Origin of the sequence: Stenotrophomonas sp. PD6 (assembly GCF_049199305.1) — a bacterium.
Lineage (GTDB): Bacteria > Pseudomonadota > Gammaproteobacteria > Xanthomonadales > Xanthomonadaceae > Stenotrophomonas.
Genome location: NZ_JBLZQD010000005.1, coordinates 17315 through 38090, shown reverse-complemented (window position 1 = coordinate 38090; position 20776 = coordinate 17315). Strand labels below are relative to the sequence as shown.

Sequence of the window (20776 nt, the reverse complement as noted above, 5' to 3'; positions counted from 1 at the left end):
TCACGGCTTGGCCTGCGCTTCAGACATCGAACGGAGTGCCAAGGAGCGCGTCACACGTTCCAGCGCGGATGCCGCTGGCATCCGTCGAACGCCCCATCCTACGGCCTTCCTGCCGGGAACAACGCCAAAGACTGTCACAGTTAACGGTATCGGACTATCAGTAAACTCTTACGTGCAGGAATCCGACTGGGCTGAGTCAGGCGCCGCCCTCAGCCTTGTCTGGAAGCACAATCCTCATGTAGTCGATCTTCAAATTGAACTCGGCGTTCAATCTTGCGATGAAGCGAACGGTAGCTTCATCGACCTCCGGCTCCCCAACGATGAAGAGCGCCGCAGGCTCAAGGCCACCCGTGCGGTATCCGTACTCCAGCAGCTGCCCCATGGCCTGACGGACGACAGCGCTCGCGGTTGCCGCGATCTTGATCTCGTACAGCTGGCAACGACCGTCCTTCGGGCGAACAATGGCATCGGCGTAGCCCCCAGTTCCGGTGGGGTACTCGGTCCACACCGATTCTTTTCCAAACTCCTCGACGAGTCGATGGAAAAGGGCTGTCTGCAGCGCGTTATGCCGGAGTTCGATATGTCGGCGGGCTGCAGGGAGATCAGCAGACGCCGACAGGGGACGTGGCGTATGGCCGGGCTTGATGCCAGCAGGAGCGGTGCGCACCCGAACCTGCTCCACCACAAACCACGGGAAGATGTTGCGCACCAGCTCATCCCCTGCAAGTGCGCCGATGCGGTCCAGATGGGCAGTCAGCGCCTGGGCACGTTCGGCCCAGTTAAGCCCCTTGGGAATCAAGAGGCCTGTGTGATCGACGAACCACTTGATGGCTTCATCTTGGCTGCTTGAGTCAACGGTGGTGTGATATCTCGAAGGGTGCACGCCAGCGAACGCGCGGGCGATCATCAGCTCGGGAAGCTTGGAGATTCGGCCGGACGACTTCCATCCTCTGAAGCGATCCACGATGCGCTCGAAGCTCGAAGGACTCCCGTCTGCTTGGATGTCGCGAATCACCTGGATCAGCTCATCCCGCAACTCGTCCACGTGCTCAAACTTGAGGATGCCTTGCCCAGCGTTGCTGATGTGATTCTCGGCGCGCTTCCACAGCAACTCGAAGATATCTTCTGGCCGATCGTCCGCCAGTGCGTCCTCAATGGCCTGGATCGACTCGCGATAACGGGGCAGCCATCGGCTCAGGAACCATGTGGTGGGATCAAGGAACCCATCGATGAATGCAAGCGCCTCGGCGTCCAGCGCCATCGGTGCCGGTGCCGGTGCCGGTGCCGGTTCGGCAGGATCACCCGCCTCGCCGTCGTCTGGCGGAGGCGGCAAGCCGGGCCTTTCCGGCGTAGCTACCGCCCGGGGCCGTCCCTCAAGCCGCGCGCGTGAGGCCTCCAGTGCCGCTTCCGAGAACTCCTCGGGGAACCGATCAATGATTGCCTCGAAGCTCAGCTCTTGGAGCCCGGCACCTTCCAGGACCTCGTAGCCCTTTGAAGGCTTTCGGCTTAGGACCATGCGCTCGGCTGCGGCCAGTGTTCCATGCTTTGCGAACATCTGGCGGGTACGGTTCGCCCGAAACACTCGCCCTTTGACCTGGCTTTGCTGCTCTTCGTAGGCATACAGCGCGGCCGCAATGGCCTGCTGAGCGGGGGTGGAGTACCCCTCCTCTACCGCCTGGAGCTCCAGAGCCCGCTCCAGCGCTTGGGTCTCAAGGTCTGCGTGGCCCAGGCGCTGAGCATTTGCCGCGAATTTGCGGGCGTCCTGCGAAGTCTTCAGGCGCGCGATTCGTTCTTCCATGAACCTCTCCTTGGCTGACGTCGAAGGCACATGCCCTCGTCAGGGCCAATCCTATCCCTCGCCGAGTGGGGGCCACAATGGGCCAAGGGACGCACCCAATTGCCAACTCGCGGCCCACGGCCACACGGCCAAACCTGCCTTCCAACCCCAGAGCCAGACGGGTCTAGACGGCGTAAGGGAGGCAAGTTCACAGATCGAGTGAACTCACCACCTCGACTTCAACAGGGTCTTCCGAGATAGCGACAGCTCAATCCATGCCCGCTGGTGAGCTGCCCCACCCATGCTGCCGCCGCCCCATCTCATCCACGTCCCGGTCATCGTCCGCGAACCGGGCCACCGCATCTGGCACGTGGTTGGACGCCATGAGCGCATCCAGGGCGACAATCGCCGAGACACGCTTGGCCGATTCCAGGCGCTTCGCCTCGTTGAGCGCCTCCGTGCGACAGTGCATGTACACGTACTCCCGCATCAGCTGCCGGAGCACCTGCGCTCCGGTGAGGTTTTCGGTTGCCGTGGCTGCCTCGAACTTGATGAGCAGCGCTTCATCGATCTCCAGCTGGATCAAGACACTCTTCTTCATGACTTCCTCCTGGTGCTTCGGGTTGAGCGGGCATGCGCGTACGCACCGCACCTGCGGTGCAATGGCATGCTCGTTGGTGAGGTTCAGAGCGCGGGTCTACGAAGGCTTGGCGTTCAATGTCGCCAAGCTTCGAGCGCTCTGTAGGGTGTGCCGGGTGCCGACAGGCTGGGCCCACCACGCAGGGCCAATCAGCTCAGCGGGATTTCCGCTGATGCTTCATTGGGCTGTACGCGTGGACTGCCATTGGCGTTCGGCTGATCGTCAGCGTGACGCCACCGGGCGTGGGCTCGATTCTGAGATACGTCTGTGACCAGCCCCAAGCGGTCAAGCCAGCGGCTGGGCAATCGAAGGTGAGGCACAATCTCGACGGCGATGTGCTGCGCATGGGTGGAACGCGCCGCCACGCGACCTTGGGGGCTGCAAGGTGGGCGGGCGTATGGCTTGGGGATAGTTGGCACTAACCCGAACGGGCTGTGCGGCGTCGTAAGCAGCATGTTGGACCTCCGGCAGGAAGGTCCCTCGCCGGGACGGCAAGGGAGTCGGGAGGTTAGAAACCGTCTAGCAAGAACCGGCGGGCGTATTTCCACAGGGGGTGTTGTATTAGCCACCCTCCCGACGTGGGACGTCCAACATTGTCTTGCTAGAAGAGTTTCTACGCTCCGATGTGCACCATGCGGGATCAGTAGGGGGATGGGAAATCGCTTGTTACTGTTGATCTGCGCGGCTTGGTTGGTGCTGCCTAATCATTGGCGCAACTGGCTTGTTGCGGTCGCAGGATCTGGGACGGGACGCACGCAATCTACTGCCATTCAGAGGAGAGCAGTAGATGACCCAGATTGATTCCGCCTGGTTGCGGGAGTTCGATGAGGCGATGCGTGGCTTCTTTGCCATTGACCACGCAGAGGCCGGCATGCATGAGATTGAACTGAGCTGGTACGCAGATCTCCCCGCGAATGATGCTGCGCTGGCTTACGGGCGAGACTTCGATCTGTGCCGGGTTGACACGTTCTGGCCGAGTCCTGGATAGAGCTGCACCGCCTAGCGGGCCGGTTGCGCCACTAGTGGTCGCCTACGGCATACTTTCACCCTATGGAATCGGCGATTCACACAGGGCGAGAGGAAGGTGGCATGGACGATTGGACCCACGAGCAGCTTGCTGCTGCCGTTGAGACGTACCGCTGGATGCAGCAACGTGCAGCAGACGGCTTCAGCTTCAATAAGACGCAGCTCTACCGAGAGCTCGCCCTCAAGTACGGACGTACTGCCAAAGCCTGGGAGTACCGCATGCAAAACATCTCGCATGTCCTGGAGCAGCTCGATCAAGAATGGATAGATGGCCTGAAGCCGGCGAAGAACGTTGGTACGGAGGTCACCGGTGTACTTATCAAGCTGCTGAAGGTTGCCCCCCCCACTGCCGTATCCCCTGCCACCTTGACCCGGCTTGAGCAGCAGCGCCAGATCGTGAGTGACTCGGGGTACTACCTTCCAGAGAACGTCGAGGATCAAAGAGCCCGGGTCCTAAGGTCGATCGTGCAGCGTCAGGGCCAAAGAGAGTTTCGGGCCGCCCTTCTGGAGGCCTATGGCGGCAGGTGTGCTATGACTGGCTGTGGGGTGGTTGATGTCCTTGAGGCAGCTCATATCCACCGCTACCTGGGCAGAGAGACAAACGTGGTCTCTAACGGCCTTCTTCTCCGGTCAGACCTGCACACCCTTTTTGACCTAAACCTGATCGGCGTCGACACAACCACCATGCGGATTTGCGTCGCGCCAACCCTTGCAGGCTCCAGCTACCAAGATCTTATTGGTAAATCGTTAGCGAGGCCCATAGTCAAAGGATGCGATGTGGATAGACTTCAGCTTGAGAAGCATCGAGCGCTATGTGACTGGTAATGCACACTTATTTCCTGGAGCGGCTCAATTTCCGCTATTGGAGGCTTTCGCCGACGCGTTGCCCGCTCGAGACTGAACGCACTGCCGCTATGCAAGACTCGCACCGCCAATAATCGCCCGGACGACCGCGAACTCTAGGTGATGCCTCAGCCTCTCATCAACTGCGAATAGCTCCTCCGCGAGTCGGTCGCGAATGACGCGCAGCAGCATGATTGATTCATCGTCAACCTCGTCCAGCCCGGGACACTCCCCGTCCCAGTTAGAATCCAAATTGATGACCAACGCAACCTTCCGCCATGACGCGGGCACCGGCAAGCTCAACTCACCACCAACGCATGCACCGATGATCAACCATCTCTCTCGCTCCCGAACACATTGCGCCATGACACGGTCAAGCAATCCGGTAGCGTAAACGTCCAATGGAGATAGGTCAGCACCGAGGAACGCCATTCTCTCGGATTCACCAAATCGGTCAAGCAATGGCTGTATGACCGAGCTCGACGTCAGGCCCATAGGAATATCAATGAAGTTGACCGGCACTCTATCGCTGACTGCCACCGCTTGAACGCACTGCCTGGCAACGCATCCCTTTATGAGAACAGCCGCACCGGCGCGCTCGGCGATGGCTACAAGCGCGGAAAGGACAGCAACCTGCCGGGCGTTGATTCCTATTACGTGTAGTCGTTCCCGCAATGATTCAGGTGTCAGAGACTCACTCACCACCCAGGACCTTACTTCCTTCCTAGGCACCTCACCCAGCTCTTGACCGCGAGACGATCCACTTCTGCCACCCAACATTCTCATTATCTCCGCGGACGCGAGCGACGCTGCTCCTTGCTCTATAGCCGCGTCAAAAGCGCCTTTCACAGAAACACCTACAGACTCAGCGCGAGCACGATTGCGCCGCTCAATATCGCGCCCTTCAGTCTCCAGCTCAGACTTTTTCCTACGGAGAGCGATGATCTCTTCGCTCAATCCAATCTTCTCTCGCTGCCTCGCCTCTACACCCTGCGAGACAAGCTCTTCGATGCGCCTCTTCACGTCGTCGTGAGATCTCAGTAGATCAAGAAGCAGCTCGACTTGCTCCTCGTCGATGGACATCTGCCGCACTGATCCTGCAATGCGCCTGATGCGGCCGGAAATCTCCCTCCCCTCGTCTCGCTCAAGAAGCTCCACAAGCTCCTTCCGTTGTGCCTTGCTTGTGGCAAAACGTCCATGGGCATCGAGGCCTTTCAAAAGGCGACTGAACGCGATTCCTATGGGAGATAGATCGAGCAATGACGGCGTTTCAAGTGGAAGCTCAAGGCAGTACTGATGCCCCTCAATTATCCATGTATCGAGCGACGTCCACACCTGCCAAGGACTATGAAACGGCTCGTCTCGAGTGACATCCACATTCTTTGGCGAGATGACCGCGAGTCCATCTAGCAGCAAGAAGATGCATTGCTCTCCCATGCCCCATCCGGTGGCTGCTGCATAGGCGCGTATCTGAGCTCTGACTTCATCGGGATCCCGGCTAGGAACGGGAAGTTGTACGACACGAATCGGAGAAGCCTTCTCACTATCCATGTGGAACCGCGTCCGCCCGTCAGGCCGGTCGCGCTCAGTCACGCCCCATCTCACAAGGTCTCGCACTCTTGGGGATCGCCTAAGCGCGGATCGATGAGTCATGACAGAACCGCTCTCCGGAAAGAGTTGGAGGCAATGATCCTTGGCCAGTTGAACTGGACTCCCTTCAAAGAAGAGAAGCACAGGCTGCACAAAGACAGCTCCCGTCTCAGATTCGTTAGTTAGCACCCCAATAATCTCTTGCGTGTCCTCTATAACCAGATTCGTCATGAAGGCAGGAACGTTCACCCGCGCCCCGGCTTGCCTGGGGGCGCCTTCCGGCTGATGCCTCGCTCTAGACAAAGCGTTCTCGAAGACTTCCCATTCAGGCCCAGAGGTTCCTATCGACGGCAGTTGGCTCTCCGCGGTAGCGATATCGCCTCCACGAAGCGCTATGAGGGCAGTAGTTAGCGACCTGGTCTTTTGACTGAACTGCGACAGCGCAACCTCCAACCCCTTCTCGTCGCCTGCTATGAGAGATGCAATTAGCTCCGACAGCGGGTACGCCTCAGAAGCTAGCACCGCCGTATGTTGATACGCGGCCCCATCCGTCTCTCCCGCCACGTCTACCAGCTCGCGGGATCTTGAATCGCCAGCAACTAGCTCAGACTGGGTTTCTGCTTTGGATTCTTGGCCCTTGAGAAGGCCTAGAAGCGCAACGTTCGGTTCGGCCTCAAAAATGTATGTCAGCGCAGACCTACAAATATCTCTCGCTTGAGCTCTAGATAGTTCGTCGGTTCCAGAGAAGTGTGCCTCCAGGTAGAGGAGCACATCATCTAGCTCCTCGCGCACTGCCAGATTGATATTCTGACTAAACCATGCTTGCAAGGTATCGTCCGTTCTACGTGATAGCCTCTCGCATATCGCGCGGATTCTCTCTTCTCTCCCATGCGGAATGTTCTGAACTTTTGCCCCACGCAACAGCAGCTGAGTCTTGCACTCCGTGAAGAACTTCTTTAGCTCTCCTTCGTGCGTCCCCTGTGCAAGCAAGAATGAAAGACGCTTGGGACTAAGATCAAGATAAGCCACGGTCGACCTCGAATGGCAATTTTGCGAGAATTATTGGAAGTACTTCTTGGCAATTGTGTCTCAAAGCCCACCTAAGCGCATGCTCTCGTGACTCCAATAGACGCATCTCGCTCAGGGCCAACTTCCCTGCTAGGCCAGTAACGAGGGCCTCAAGATTTTCACTGAACCGAGATTGGGGGAATTCCATCCCTCCTGCCGAGTCTCGTTCGGCCCATACCCCAAACGCACCGGCCGAAATGCATGCCACACCACCGGGAACGCAAAGTGAAAGACCATCCGGCAAGGGGCTTGGCCGTTGCCCATCTATCTTGACGCTCAACCAAACGCGGCTATTGGGGACTTCGATCCGAATTGGACCGGAACTAAGATCGATCGACTCCAACCCACTATCGCTAAGATCTACCTTCGCGTCGCCACACTCGATGACGACACCGTCCGGCACTGACGTAACGTCCGACTCGAATCTGAGTCGCTGCGCAGTAGCACCATGCGCCCACACCGCAGCCTCTTTGGGAGCACCACTCCACGTAATTAGAAATAGGCCTTGAGCGAGCTCTCGAACATCAGACTCAGTGCCTTCCCAGGACTCGAACTTGGGAAGAACCGAAATGGACCTCAAGACGATTTGATTACTGCCTGCGGGGTAGACCGCTGTCCCGTCCATGTCGTACTTGTTTGGCGGCGGCCAAAGGATCTCAAGTTTTGGCCTCGGAGGAACAACCTCGCGTTCAAAGTAGCTAGACAACCCAGAGATGGTCGGAAGGCGAGCTTCCGGAACATCGCGCAGATTAATGTGGTAAACGCTCCAGCTCTGGTGAAGCGTAGGGGGTTGGGACAGAGCAAGTCCCACTGGGTATGGCTCCGCTAACGGCCGCTGCGATACATAGATGTAGTCTTGTCCCAGCTCCAGTGGTACATCGCGATCCTCCAGAATGCCGCCCGTGACCGTTGCCCTGAAGAAGTTCCCTGAAAGTTGGAACTGGCTCAGGGCGACGTCGAACATCAATTCCACCCGCTCGTCATGGGGGTTAATCTTGGCAGTGGCCGGAGGTACTCTGAAAGGAAGACGAGAAAACGACGAACGAGTCTGTTCGGAGCCTCGTAGGTACGTCCCCAAACTTGAAACAATAGAAATTGACCTCGAATCGCGACCAAAATCCGGCGGCAATCTCAGCCATAGGCTAAGAGCGATAGAACCAGCGCTGCGCCACACTATTACAGGGCGCTGCTCCTTTGCAGGAATGGATTGCAGCTGCGGGTACTGGATTGTCCCGGCGCCCGTACCGGGCGTATATAGCTCGCAATCGCGACTAAAATTGCCGCTGTAGTGCGCAAAGTGAGGACGATTGAGGGCGCCACCTCTATGGTAGACCTTCGCATGACAAACCGGGCAACGAAGCAGTTGTGCATACGCATCCTGCGTGCCCGGCATGACCAGTACGCCAGCAGAATTAATCGCCCAGTCCATGAACCTCTGCCTGATGCGCCACTTCCTGTGGCAAGACACCGTAGATCGAGTCTAGGATACCGGCAGCACGCCAGGATCGATAACTTGAATCCCGTTCAGAGCGCGGCACGACCCATCTCGCCATCGCCGCGGCGCCTACCTCCCTCACACTGGGAAGACCTCCATACAGCGCCCTCTTCTTGTCGCCCCGAAGCACTGCCTCCGCGTTGGTCGCGATCCTACAGATGAAAACCTCTCGGACAAAACCATGTCGCGCAAGAGATGTGTCCAAACCAAGACGCTCAAGCGCCCGACGGATGACGCGAATCTTCCAATTGGGCCCCGACCCGTACTCAAAGCCTTGAGCATAATCGTCCCCAACGAACTGAAGATACGCCCTCAGTTCCTCAAATACTTTTCCGGAAAAGTGGAAGTGACCCCAGCCTGAAGTGTATCCAATGGACTCGAATATGCTTGTGCCATTTAGCTTCAATCTATTATAGACAGATGAGCGCCCAAGAGCCGAGGTCGTAGTCACCGCCAACAGTCGGGCATTCTTCTTGTCATTTGAGATAAGGCCAACTGATTCGCCGTACCGCGATGCGAATGCTTGGGCCACCTCTCGAGTCCGAATTAGAGAAGCAACTAGCTTTCCGCCCAGAAGCTGATTATACGGCGGCACAGCACCGAGCACGTAGGCGTCCATGATGTTAACCAGGGCTGTCGATCTCCGCTTGTGATCCCATCCAATTGTGACATCGCGGGCAGCCTGATTGAAAACGGCGTCCCCTAGCGCAATGATGCCAATCAATTTCGAATTGGAGCGATCCCACACCAGGAATCTCATCCGCCGCCCATACCCCTCTGAAACGGGAACCTGCCAATGTAGGGCCGCCATCCTAAATAGATCGGACTGCCAAGTCCTGCTTTTGATGAGCTCAAGCTCCGGCCGTATGTCTTTCGGGATCACATCGCACCCGTTAGCGAACCACTTCAACAGCTTGCTCTGGCGGGCCTCTAGCCATGTCATGTTTGCCGCAAGCTTCTCCTCACGCTGACCTTTATGAAAGCGCCTGTATGCCTCTTTCTCCAAGCTTGGCGGTTGTAGTCTGCCCTCGCAGTCACGCACAAAACCAAGGTCCTGAAGGTGCTTACGCACCGTTCGCTTCAACGAAGCCTCGCGCGCGCCCAACTCAACTACACTTCCCATTTTCATTTCATCTCTGCAAAGGCACTTGGGAGATCGCGCTGTATCTCGTAGGGCGAGAATACCAGTCTGATTACGCCATTTCGCGCCTCCCTATGAACGCAGGATCGAAGAGAAGGACAGACCTCAAGTTGATATGACTTTCCGGCGTAAGATGCCAACACTCCATCAGTGCCAACCTCAACCACTCCACCTGCGAGCCTCAACATCTCGATCAGCGGCTCGAGCGTACCCACCTGCGCATCCGCGGCCAACGGACTTGGAAGCGATCCACTTTCAATGTAATTCGCTAGATCTAGCGCTAGGTTCCGATCCAAGTCCGCATGATTGAAACGGTTAGCGTACTGGCGCAAACAGTTCTCGCATGAGGCACTGCAGTTGCAATCTGCCAATAACCGCCTTGTATCTTGGAAGATCTTATCGAAGGACTGCCCCGCTTCCAACGCGTAGCCTGCTCCACCGGACAGGTTGTCGTAGACAAATATGTCGGCGAACTTTGACTCCCCGTCGCTCCCAAACCTGAAGCCTGCGCTCACCTCGCGGACATCTATGTCCAACACCCTCGAAATCGACAGCGTCAGAGCTTCGCACAGAGTTTGAAGCGCATCTTCAAGCGGCTTTCGGTCCCGCCTCTTGTGCAGGTCGAACCGCACTGGCTCTACAACATCGATCCGCACGAGCAGCACGTCCGATGTGAACTCGTAGCCCAAAAATACCTGACGAAACTCTCCGTCGCAACGCTTAGATCGAGAGCGATCGTAGCCACTCGTAAAGTAGTCTCGTGCGTGAGGAGCCTCTGCATCGCCCTGCGCTAGCACTTTTCCACATTTCTCGCAGACACGAAAACCCACCTCGACAGCACCCGGGTCGCCCTCGTTGACTACGATTAGACGCTGCTTCGGCATGTACGCGATTCCAGATCGCTGCCCAAAGCGTTCGGTTGCCAACTTCCTATCCTTTTCGGGAAGTGGCAACTGAGCTTTGGTGACTCGGCTGTAGACTTGATCTTCAAAATCGCTAATGTCGGTCTTGCCACTTGGAAAGACCACCTCTGGCCGGATCACAGTCATCGTCCGCAATGTCACGGCTGCACACTGGGGGCACGTTTGCTCACCATCGTCCATGCCTATGAATCCCGCAGTGTATGAGCACTGCTCACAGTGACGGTACACCTTGCTCCTCGAGAATAGCGCCGCCCCTCGGTCCAGCTCGCTTTCTGGCCCAGAGGATGCAACGGTGCCGATTCGGTACGTCTTCTTGTCTACCACTACAAGTCGGCCCGGAGCGTACTCAGAGAGCGCGATGTTCAATCCCTGCTGAGCCTGCTCCACTACTCTGTATCCACCAGAAGCAACCCTTTCCTGGATTTGAAGCGCGCACAAGTCGACAGGGAATGCGTATGACGGCAGGAGGCCACGGGCAAACAGATAGTCGATCAGCCTCGATTCTAGCCCCTCCTCTGTCGAAGGCCTCTTCTCCAATAGTTCATCAATCATGCTTCGAGCAACTCTCTCCGCGGACTGACCATTGGGCAACCACGCTTGCGCCCGTTCGAGAGACCCCTTCCCATCACCTGAGTTCCAAACCCATTCTACAAAGGCCGCCAAGCCACTAGGCGATTCCCCATGATAGAAATCCCACGTATCGCCCAACACCGTGTAGATGTCGCTTGATGACGAGCCGGCTGCAAGAGGGCGGAAGAAGTCTTGAAGCAGTTGGGAAAGCACGTGTCGGTCAGTGATCCGCGCATTTGAAGTATCTAATACGGGCTTAGGAGGCTCGCCTGCCAGGATCTTGTCTGGATTTTGAAAATAGTAAGAATCATGAGCACCCGCTTGAGCATATGTCACGACGGTTGACACTGCTGCCCCCCGGCGACCTGAGCGCCCTGCTCTTTGTTGGTAGTTCTGTCGCATCGGCGGAACGTTACGCATTGATACCGCGATCAGGGAACCGATATCGATACCCACTTCCATTGTTGTGGTGCAACTGAGCACGTCCACAGCGCGCTCTCCTGCCTTTAGGATGTCCCTAAATCGTCGCTCAAATATCTCCGTAGTCGGTGACGGGTTATCTGCGTCTTTGTACGAAAGCTGGGCGCTGTGCTCCTGAACGTCAAGGCTCAGTGGCACTGCCTTCCGCCGGGTTGCCATCGCAACCGGATCGCGCCAGAACCCCTTTCTCGCCCTCAAATAGCCACTACTTTCAGGATCTACGAGCATCGCGCTCGCGCTTCCGCAGCTCGGACAGGAACCAAATATGAGAGAGGGCGAAACCGATCTACAAGTTGAGCACTGGACCCATTCTTCGGTAAGTGCAGAGCGGAGCATGATGTGCGACGGCTTTAGGTAGATTGATCCATCTTGCTTAGTGTCGCAAAGGTTTCTGGCGAAACAGCTCTCGATCGCGTCCGTATCTACACCATTTTTCGCAAGAATCTGCCTATGCACCTTTGAGAAGCCGTCGCGCGCCACCGATGTCTTGACTGGGTATCGAGATGCGCTGCTCCTAACACCATCCGGAACATCAGCCGCGAAAGCAAATCGAGTGAGCAAACGCTGAATCCAAGCTGCTGCCATTGCATCCACCTCACCTGCATGCATGCCCGGAAGCTCCCTGTAGATCTTCTGCGACACAGCCTTCCGGACGGGTGCAGCGTAGCCAAGGGTAAGTGAACTGATTGAATAGAAAGGAGCTCCGAGTTGCTTAAGTAGGATCGCCCAATAGCTTGGCGGCGGCATTACGCTGCCGTCTTCCAACTGAGCCCTTAAATCTCCATCATAGAAATTCTGAAAATCGTCAACATGGCGCTCTAGGGTGGCACGATCATTGCCATCGAAGAAGCATAGGTTGTGATCGAGCATGCACTTGAGGAACGCAACATACAGCTGCTCATTCAGTCGGGGATCGCGCCCAAGCTCCTCCATAGACTGCGCTGCCATGAATATTGCCTGCCGAAATACATCCAACTCCAGTTCCCGAGGTATTTCTCGAGCTAGCCTCGCCGCCTTCTGTCGACCATCGGAAAATATAATTGTCTTACGGCCACCGTTGGGCGTCCGGCGCGTTTGGCGCTTCACGGCCGGCTGACTGCTCACCTGCGATCGAACGATGTGTGCGAAGGGCGCCTCTCCCTTGGTCGCAAGATCCATCGCCACAGGCGATTCGGGCTGCGGTCGCTGGCCGCATGCGGGGCATTCGTTTTTTAGACTAATTACATCCCGCCCCCTGTCGCCACAGATACTGTCAGGCCGCAATAGGCGTAGAAAAGGCCCAGGTGTCCCCGATGCCGGCTGCGTTGAAAGGAGCTTCCCAGTCGGGGCATGCAGCCAAACGATGGTTCCTTTGATGTCTTCGGCTTGCGCATCGGGGATTACGTAGAACTGCGCTTCGACCAGCCGAGTCTCCGTCCAAGTGCCATTTGAGGACTGGTGCCAGAGAAAGTCGCCATCAACCCCCTTTGTATATGCACGGAGATAGCTTGCGCCGCAAGACCTGTGCGTCAACAACTCGTAAACACGCGAGCCGCAATCACACCTAAGCCTTTCGGCGGCGTGGAGCTTGCCAAGCGTGCGCACACCTTCTGGTCCGGATGAGCCACAATTTGAGTTTGTGCACACATAAAGACCTGGTAGTCCGCGGAAGAACAGGTGGGATCGTACCGGGCAGAAGGGACGTCTATTTGCCTGGTCATAACCGAAGGCCATCAACGCCAGCAGCGACTCGAGGGCTTCAGCTGAGTCATGGGAATTCGGAAAGGCAATTTTCGCGCAATCCGATATTGCCATTGGCTTGTGGGTGAGCATCTCTGCGACCAATGATGCCACCGGAAGGGATTCCAGCACTGCGTAGACGTAGTGCTGGAGACTTCCACGCTCCATGTCGGGCCGAGGAACAGCAGTACCTAGCTGATCACCCAGTGCACAGAGGGAAGCGTGCGACTTTCCCAGATCGTCGAACGCCCCCAAGATGGCGGTTCTATCAAATGAGGCAAGCACCCTGGAAGTACATACCCCGCCAATCGCTCCCCCTGACCTTATGTTCAGATCTCCTTTGATTAGCTCAAAGTTGCTAACCTTCCCGCCAGTAAGCTTTTCGGCAAACTCCTTGATGTCTTTCTCTGCACTTTCGGAAGCGCCTAAACTCGCGCTAGTAAGAATGAACCTAAGCCGTTCCCTTGGCACGCAGAGCCGTGCCTGGAGCCTCCTTAGTAGATATGCGACCTCCGCTCCACCGGATCCGCGGTACATGTGGGCTTCGTCAATAACGATGGTCAAGCGATTCTGAGCATCCGCTGCGAGCCACGCAGCCGTTTGCTCGAAGATCGGTGCTTCGAGCGGACGGAGCATCATGTACTCAAGCATTGAGTAATTGGTAACAAGTATGTCTGGCGCACTGTGCTGCATCTCGTGGCGCGTCATGAGCTCAGCGTCCATCAAGCCCGTGTTTAGGCCAGAATTAACGAAGGCTTCTAGATCCTTTGCCGGCCACTTACCCTCCTCCTTCAACAGGCCTCGGTACTCGGTCGTCATTCCTTCGATGTAGAGTTTATTTATCTCCCCTACGACACGCTCCTTATCCTTTCGCGACGTCCGGCGCCCAGGGTAGGGCGATCTGCTCGTGTACATTCCGAAGGTCGCAACCCTGCGCTGGCCCTGTCCGAACTGAGCTAGAACTTTTTCATTCCCAAGCAGGCGCCTCAGCCTCGAGAGCTGGTCGTTTACCAGCGCATTCATAGGATAGAGAAGTATCGCGCGCACACCCGGCGTCCGCCAGGAATTCGATCTTTGCGCGGATTCCGTCGCAAGACTTGATAGAATTGGAATTAGGAAACTTTCAGTCTTTCCTGAGCCGGTACCCGTAGCGACGATCAGTTCCTTGCCCGCGAAGAATTGCTCCACTGCCCGACACTGATGCGTGTAGGCGATCTGCGGTATACCAGTTGTGCCATCTGCCGCAGCGCAGTTAAGGATCGAGATGGCCTCCCTTGGTATTTCAAGCTCGGAATACGACTTGCCTGATGCGTACTGTGGGGTCGCCTCAAGCCTAGGCTCTTGCGCCGTGTTCCCAACTTCGGCAAATATCCGCTCTCGCTCCGCAATGAGGTGCTCATCCCAAATATGGTACTGAGCACTTAGGTACTGATGAAAGGAATCAAGGATGCTCTTGTAAACGGAGTGAACGGAGTAGTTTGAGACGGTCATTCCTGACACTCCACCTTGCAGCCAAGGGAAATGAGACGACGAGTGAAAGCCGCCGCTAGATCGGACGGAATGGTGTACGTCACCCTTGCAGCATCCTTAGCAATATCGGTTGCCAGTAGCAGCGCGAGGCGAAACTCATTGATGGGAAGCCTTTGATCAACTTCAATGAGAGTCACACCTACAGCATTTTTCCTAAGGGTAGCTCTGATAGGCGCGCCAAGGTTGCGAGCAATAGCGAAGATCAGCTCGGACAGCTGTACCGTGAGGGGACATTCGCTTGCCAGTCGCTTGTTAGAAAGCTTTGCTGAGAAGTATCTCGGAAGACCACTCACATGCTGCCTGCAAATGGCGATCTTTTCTTCCTTAAGAATCGTTGATGGGACATCGCTCCAGCCGAAGCGAGCCTCCCCGCCGCCGTTCTTCACGAAAGAGAGATATTGCACGTCAGCGAGATCAGCCGTTCGCTGAGCTGAGCGGGCATGGTCGCGGACAACTCCAGATATCACGCTCTCCGACTGGATCTGCGCGGAGCCCAACCAGCAATCCAAAGTTTGCATTGGAAAGCTGGTGGCCACTTCTGCCGATACGAATCTACAAAGTGCACTTTCTTCGACTTCACCGAGGGCGCCGTGCGCGATAGGAAGGGCGCCAACGAAATGGTATTTCTTCTCGATTTCAATCACGCGAAATGGTGTTAGAAGCCAGTAGCCGTGAGAGAGCCGCTCGACTTCTCTCATTAGCCGCATGAGCTTTAATCCCACCTTGTACATTGCAGGCGACCCGAGCCTCCTAAAGGCGTGCTGGATGCGTGATACATGGACCTCACAAATTGCCCCGCGTTCATCACGCGCGAGGGCATAGAGCGCTCCGCGCGTGAATTCAAGGAGGAAAGCCCTGTCCCTTTCTGAGGGCGCCTGCAGCCACTCATAGGGTATTGACTGGTTGTAGCCGAGTCGCTCGTCCGTGTGCATATTGGCAAGTAGTTTGCATCTCCGCAGCCGCCGTTTGCCCCATTGGCTCCAGCAACGCTTCTCGGCCATGCACGCCAATCTTCACGCACATTATTAATGCGTGCAAGGGCTCAGGGGCCCATTTGCCGTGCGCTCGTCTGGCCGTCTAGGTCGCCAGGCGGTTGGACAAACTCGCGGGCGCCGCGGGATTTCTCGTGGGCCAATGCCCCCGGAGGGAACAGTCCTTAAACGCACCACACCATAAGTGCCATGCGTTTGGGTGCATACAGCGGGCGCTGTACTCGGAACAGGAATGCTTGAGCACCCAGTTGCAATGCACAAAAGCGTGCCCCGGCAGGACGATCGGCTCAATTTCCAAAAAAAAAGGAGGGGCTTTCGCCCCTCCTCCATTCAAAGAAGTGTCAATCAAACCCCGACAGGATTACCCTTCTCAGGATCAATCTTGTACTGCTTGATAGCCCGGGCCACATCCTTCCCGGTCATCTTCCCGTCCTTGGCCAGCGCCGCAATCGCGGCATGCGCGATGTAGTACCGGTCAACTTCGAAGAAGCGACGCAGGTTGGCACGGGTGTCGGAACGGCCGAAGCCATCGGTACCCAGCACGGTGAACGTACCCGGCACGAACGCGCGGATCTGGTCCGCATACGCACGCACGTAGTCCGTGGCAGCAATCACCGGGCCCTGGCGGTCTTCCAGCAGCTCGGTCACGTAGGCCTTGCGCTGGGTGTCTTCCGGGTGCAGGCGGTTCCAACGCTCGGCGTCGAAACCATCGCGGCGCAGTTCGTTGAAGCTGGGGCAGCTCCAGATGTCGGCGGTAACGCCGAAGTCCTTCTCCAGCAGCGCAGCCGCTTCAATGGCCTCGCGCAGGATGGTGCCCGAACCCAGCAGCTGCACGCGCAGCTCGTTCTTCTTCGGCTTGCCGGCGTCGGTGAGCAGGTACATGCCCTTGACGATGCCTTCGGCCGCGCCTTCCGGCATTTCCGGGTGGGTGTAGTTCTCGTTCATCAGAGTGATGTAGTAGTACTCATCAATCTGGTCTTCCATCATGGCCTTGGTGCCGTGCTGGAGGATGACGGTCACTTCGAAGCCGAAGGTGGGGTCGTAGCTGCGCACGTTCGGAATGCCGCCCGCCGCCAGATGGCTGTGGCCATCTTCGTGCTGCAGGCCTTCACCGTTGAGCGTGGTGCGGCCGGCGGTGCCGCCGAGCAGGAAGCCGCGGGTACGCATGTCGGCGGCCTGCCAGGCAATGTCGCCCACGCGCTGGAAGCCGAACATGCTGTAGTAGATGTAGAACGGCAGCATCGGCACGTTGGACACCGAGTAGCTGGTACCGGCAGCCATCCAGGAGCTGATGGCGCCCGGCTCGCTGATGCCCTGCTGCAGCACCTGGCCGCTCTGGTCTTCGCGGTAGAACATGAGCTGGTCGGCGTCGACCGGCTTGTACTTCTGGCCGAACGGCGCGTAGATGCCGATCTGGCGGAACAGGCCTTCCATACCGAAGGTACGGGCTTCGTCGGCCACGATCGGCACGATGTGCGGGCCCAGTTCCTTGTCGCGCAGGGTGATGTTCAGGCTCTGCACGAAGGCCATGGTGGTGGAGTAGCTGCGCTCGCCGCTGCTCTTGAGCAGGCGCTCGTAGGTTTCCAGCTTCGGTGCGTTGAAGCTCTTGGTGGCCTTGCGGCGGCGCTGCGGCAGGTAACCGCCCAGTGCGGCGCGGCGCTCCTGCAGGTACTTCACTTCCGGCGAATCCGGGCCCGGGTGGTAGAACGGCACCTGGCCGTCGGCCAGCTGCGCATCCGTCACCGGAATGTTGAAGCGGTCGCGGAAGTGCTTGACGGCTTCGTCGTCCAGCTTCTTGGTCTGGTGGGTCGGGTTGAGCGCCTCACCGGCGCTGCCCATGCCATAGCCCTTGACGGTCTTGGCCAGGATGACGGTGGGCATGCCCTTGGTGTTCACGGCCTGGTGGTAGGCGGCGTACACCTTGTGCGGGTCGTGGCCACCACGGTTGAGGCGCCAGATGTCGTCGTCGGAAAGACCGGCCACCATGGCGGCGGTTTCCGGGTACTTGCCGAAGAAATGCTCGCGCGTGTAGGCGCCGCCGAAGGCCTTGCAGTTCTGGTATTCGCCGTCGACGGTTTCCATCATGAGCTTGCGCAGCACACCGTTGGTGTCCTTGGCCAGCAGGGCATCCCAGTAACCGCCCCACAGCAGCTTGATGACATTCCAGCCGCCGCCACGGAACACGCCTTCCAGTTCCTGGATGATCTTGCCGTTGCCGCGCACCGGGCCGTCGAGGCGCTGCAGGTTGCAGTTCACCACGAAGATCAGGTTGTCCAGGCCTTCACGGCCGGCCAGCGCGATGGCGCCCAGGGTTTCCGGCTCGTCGCTCTCGCCGTCGCCGATGAAGCACCACACCTTGCGGTCGCTCTTTTCGATGAGGCCACGGTTTTCCAGGTAACGCAGGAACTGCGCCTGGTAGATGGCCGCCAGCGGGCCCAGGCCCATGGAGACGGTGGGGGTCTGCCAGTAGTCCGGCATCAGCCACGGGTGCGGGTAGCTGGAAAGGCCGCCGCCGTCGACTTCCATGCGGAATTTGTCGAGCTGCTGCTCATCGATGCGGCCTTCCAGGAAGGAACGCGCATAGATGCCCGGGGCGCTGTGGCCCTGGATGAAGAGCAGGTCGCCCGGGTGGTTGTCGCTGGGGGCGCGCCAGAAGTGGTTGAAGCCCACGTCGTACAGGGTGGCACCGGAGGCGAAGCTGGCGATGTGGCCGCCCAGGTCGCCCGGCTTGCGGTTGGCGCGCACGACGGTTGCCATGGCGTTCCAACGGATGATGGAACGAATGCGCCATTCCAGTTCGGCGTTGCCCGGGCTCTTGGCCTCCAGGGTCGGCGCGATGGTGTTCACGTACTCGGTGGTGGGAGAGAACGGCAGGTAAGCACCCGAACGACGGGTCAGTTCCACCATGCCTTCCAACAGTTGATGCGCGCGCTCAGGGCCCTCGACATCAATAACGGCCTTCAGCGACTCGATCCATTCCTGGGTTTCCACAGGATTCGGGTCGTTGTTCAGCACCTCGTTCAACCAGTTCATTTGCGCTCCCATGACCGCACGCACGCGCGCGACTGTTTTAGATTTCTAGCCGCAAAGTGTAGCGCACCAATGGGTTTGCTTACTTCGCTACGGGTGCGTATGGAAGCGCTGCGCGGTGTCTGGGGGGACATGGCGCGACAGTGGGGTGGGTGGGGTTTGGCGGTTCCACGCGCGGTTTCAGGGTGGTTGATGGGGATGACATTGGTGCTGCAGGGGGACAGTGGGGTGCTGGTGGGGGTTGGTTTCGGGTGTGGGGGATTGGCTAGCGCTGTCATGGGGTGGGGCGTGGAACGTGGATGGCTGGGATGGGTGGGGGTGGGCCAGCGTTCTACTTGGGGCACGCACCGTCGCGTGGGGGCGTTTGGTGGGAGGGCGCTTTTGGTGAGGGGCGGCTTGGTCGAATGCTGAACCGTTCCGTTAGCGAGGCAGGGCCTCGCTCTACCACCGGCGATGATTTCGATATATCGTTATCGCACCTCATTCGATATATCGAAATGACTGCTCCGCGTGACCTTGAACGTTCTGCCCGCGCTACCCCTGCCCGGCCGCTCAGCCGCGGCGATCTGCGCCTGCTGGTGCTGTCGCTGCTGGGCCAGCAGCCGCGCCACGGCTATGAGCTGATCCAGTGCATCAGCGAGATGTTCGTGCGGGTGTATACGCCCAGCGCAGGCTCCATCTACCCGGTGCTGTCGCAGTTCGAGACCGCCGGCTGGGTGAGTGCGGTGGAAGACGGTGGGCGCAAGCGCTACCAGCTCAATGCGCTGGGCCAGGCCGAGCTGGCGGCGCAGCGCGAAGAGGTGGACGCGGCGCTGCACCGGGTGCGCCACAGCGCGCGCTCGATCGCCAAGGCCAACCTGCCGCCGGTGGTGCGCGACGCGCTGCGCGAGGTGAAACAGGCGCTGGCCCTGCACCACGCCCGCTGGCAGGACGACAACGCGGCCACCGTGGCGCAGGCGCTGCGCGAGGCCGCGGCGCAGATCCGCGCGCCCGGCCGCCGACCCGATTGATTCAGACCCAGCTCGCTTACGGCCAGCCAGGTCCTTCCCCCTACGCCGCGTGTGCGGCACTGATTACAGGTGTTTCCCATGGCTTTGCATGAAAACCGGTTGCTGCGTCATACCGTGAAGTTCCGCCCGCTGCAGGTGCTGCGCACCGAGGAAATCACCCCATGCATGCGCCGGGTGATCGTGGGCGGTGAGGCGCTGGAAGGCTTCGATTCGCCTTCGCCCGACGACCACGTGAAGCTGTTCTTCCCGAATGCGGAAGGCCAGTTCGTGGTGCCGACAATGACGCCGGAAGGCCCGCGCTACCCGGAAGGCCAGGCGCCCTCGCCCGCCCGCGATTACACGCCGCGCTGGTGGGACCTGGAGGCCAAGGAGCTGGCCATCGACTTCGTGCTGCACGGGCACGGGGTGGCGTCGAGCTGGGCGGCCAATGCGCAGCCGGGTGATGCGATTGCGGTGGGCGGCCCGCGTGGCTCGCATATGACGGCCGATGACTACGACACCTATGTGCTGATTGGCGATGAGACGGCGCTGCCGGCCATCAGCCGCTGGCTGGAGACGCTGCCGGAGCAGGCGCGTGCGGAGGTGTACATCGAAATTCCGGAGGCGGACGACCGCCAGCAGCTGCCCGAGGATGACCGCATTCGGGTGTACTGGCTGGAGCGCAACGGGTTTGATGGGGCGACGAGCACGCTGCTGGAAGACGTGTTCACCGACTTCGAGGAGCCGGAGGGCGACACGTTCTACTGGATTGCCACCGAATCGCGCCGGGCGCGGATGATGCGCAAGTACATCGAGGGGCATTTGGGGGTGCCGAAGGAGTGGATTCGTTCCACGGGGTATTGGAAGGCGCACCCGGAGTACGAAGGGGATTGAGGGCCGGCCAACGGCCGGCGCTTCCGGCATATGGAGGGTGCCGGGGCACCCTCCATGCGACAATCACGT

The 20776-nt window shown here is 58.5% G+C and carries 11 protein-coding genes; 4 read left to right on the top strand and 7 right to left on the bottom strand.

Annotated features, from left to right (window positions below; genetic code table 11):
- Positions 1–196: 196 nt before the first annotated feature.
- Together ACOZHM_RS09570 and ACOZHM_RS09565 are read right to left on the bottom strand one after the other, a co-directional pair.
- Positions 197–1798: a hypothetical protein gene (locus ACOZHM_RS09570; RefSeq protein WP_421569016.1), complete on the bottom strand. Its 1602-nt coding sequence runs from the start codon at positions 1796–1798 to the stop codon at positions 197–199.
- Positions 1799–2045: 247 nt separating this feature from the next.
- Positions 2046–2378, bottom strand: a complete 333-nt coding sequence (locus ACOZHM_RS09565; protein ID WP_421569015.1) for a hypothetical protein — start codon at positions 2376–2378, stop codon at positions 2046–2048.
- A gap of 826 nt (positions 2379–3204) precedes the next feature.
- On the opposite strand from ACOZHM_RS09565, the gene ACOZHM_RS09560 reads away from it, so the two are divergent.
- Both ACOZHM_RS09560 and ACOZHM_RS09555 read left to right on the top strand, forming a co-directional pair.
- Positions 3205–3405: a hypothetical protein gene (locus tag ACOZHM_RS09560; protein WP_421569014.1), complete on the top strand. Its 201-nt coding sequence runs from the start codon at positions 3205–3207 to the stop codon at positions 3403–3405.
- A 101-nt stretch (positions 3406–3506) separates the two neighbouring features.
- The gene (locus ACOZHM_RS09555; RefSeq protein ID WP_421569013.1) at positions 3507–4268 is read left to right on the top strand and encodes an HNH endonuclease; all 762 of its coding nucleotides are present in this window, start codon (positions 3507–3509) and stop codon (positions 4266–4268) included.
- A gap of 87 nt (positions 4269–4355) precedes the next feature.
- Here the strand turns inward: ACOZHM_RS09555 and ACOZHM_RS09550 are convergent, their stop codons facing one another.
- The 5 genes from ACOZHM_RS09550 to aceE all read right to left on the bottom strand — a co-directional run bounded on the left by ACOZHM_RS09550 (position 4356) and on the right by aceE (position 18827).
- Positions 4356–6905 carry a hypothetical protein gene (locus ACOZHM_RS09550; RefSeq protein WP_421569012.1) on the bottom strand — a complete coding sequence of 850 codons (2550 nt, stop codon included), beginning with the start codon at positions 6903–6905 and terminating at the stop codon, positions 4356–4358.
- Positions 6906–8356: 1451 nt separating this feature from the next.
- The gene (locus tag ACOZHM_RS09545) at positions 8357–9511 is read right to left on the bottom strand and encodes a Druantia anti-phage system protein DruA (RefSeq protein WP_421569011.1); all 1155 of its coding nucleotides are present in this window, start codon (positions 9509–9511) and stop codon (positions 8357–8359) included.
- A gap of 53 nt (positions 9512–9564) precedes the next feature.
- A complete protein-coding gene (locus ACOZHM_RS09540) occupies positions 9565–14763 on the bottom strand; it encodes a DEAD/DEAH box helicase (RefSeq protein WP_421569010.1) in 5199 nt (1732 codons plus the stop codon).
- A complete protein-coding gene (locus tag ACOZHM_RS09535) occupies positions 14760–15803 on the bottom strand; it encodes a hypothetical protein (RefSeq protein ID WP_421569009.1) in 1044 nt (347 codons plus the stop codon). The genes ACOZHM_RS09540 and ACOZHM_RS09535 overlap by 4 nt, the downstream gene beginning before the upstream one ends.
- Before the next feature lie 336 nt (positions 15804–16139).
- Positions 16140–18827 (bottom strand): pyruvate dehydrogenase (acetyl-transferring), homodimeric type, encoded by a 2688-nt coding sequence (gene aceE / locus ACOZHM_RS09530; protein WP_421569008.1) that lies wholly within the window; start codon positions 18825–18827, stop codon positions 16140–16142.
- A gap of 494 nt (positions 18828–19321) precedes the next feature.
- Here aceE and ACOZHM_RS09525 point away from each other — a divergent pair, with 494 nt between their 5' ends.
- Both ACOZHM_RS09525 and ACOZHM_RS09520 read left to right on the top strand, forming a co-directional pair.
- Positions 19322–19834, top strand: a complete 513-nt coding sequence (locus ACOZHM_RS09525) for a helix-turn-helix transcriptional regulator (protein WP_421569007.1) — start codon at positions 19322–19324, stop codon at positions 19832–19834.
- A gap of 78 nt (positions 19835–19912) precedes the next feature.
- Positions 19913–20707 carry a siderophore-interacting protein gene (locus ACOZHM_RS09520; RefSeq protein ID WP_421569006.1) on the top strand — a complete coding sequence of 265 codons (795 nt, stop codon included), beginning with the start codon at positions 19913–19915 and terminating at the stop codon, positions 20705–20707.
- Positions 20708–20776: the final 69 nt, after the last annotated feature.

What these genes read in the sequence shown, in the direction of transcription:
- ACOZHM_RS09570 (WP_421569016.1), bottom strand. Translation starts at nt 1,798, where the DNA reads ATGGAAGAACGAATCGCGCGCCTGAAGACTTCGCAGGACGCCCGCAAA.
- ACOZHM_RS09565 (WP_421569015.1), bottom strand. Translation starts at nt 2,378, where the DNA reads ATGAAGAAGAGTGTCTTGATCCAGCTGGAGATCGATGAAGCGCTGCTC.
- ACOZHM_RS09560 (WP_421569014.1), top strand. Translation starts at nt 3,205, where the DNA reads ATGACCCAGATTGATTCCGCCTGGTTGCGGGAGTTCGATGAGGCGATG.
- ACOZHM_RS09555 (WP_421569013.1), top strand. Translation starts at nt 3,507, where the DNA reads ATGGACGATTGGACCCACGAGCAGCTTGCTGCTGCCGTTGAGACGTAC.
- ACOZHM_RS09540 (WP_421569010.1), bottom strand. Translation starts at nt 14,763, where the DNA reads ATGACCGTCTCAAACTACTCCGTTCACTCCGTTTACAAGAGCATCCTT.
- ACOZHM_RS09535 (WP_421569009.1), bottom strand. Translation starts at nt 15,803, where the DNA reads ATGGCCGAGAAGCGTTGCTGGAGCCAATGGGGCAAACGGCGGCTGCGG.
- aceE (WP_421569008.1), bottom strand. Translation starts at nt 18,827, where the DNA reads ATGAACTGGTTGAACGAGGTGCTGAACAACGACCCGAATCCTGTGGAA.
- ACOZHM_RS09525 (WP_421569007.1), top strand. Translation starts at nt 19,322, where the DNA reads ATGACTGCTCCGCGTGACCTTGAACGTTCTGCCCGCGCTACCCCTGCC.
- ACOZHM_RS09520 (WP_421569006.1), top strand. Translation starts at nt 19,913, where the DNA reads ATGGCTTTGCATGAAAACCGGTTGCTGCGTCATACCGTGAAGTTCCGC.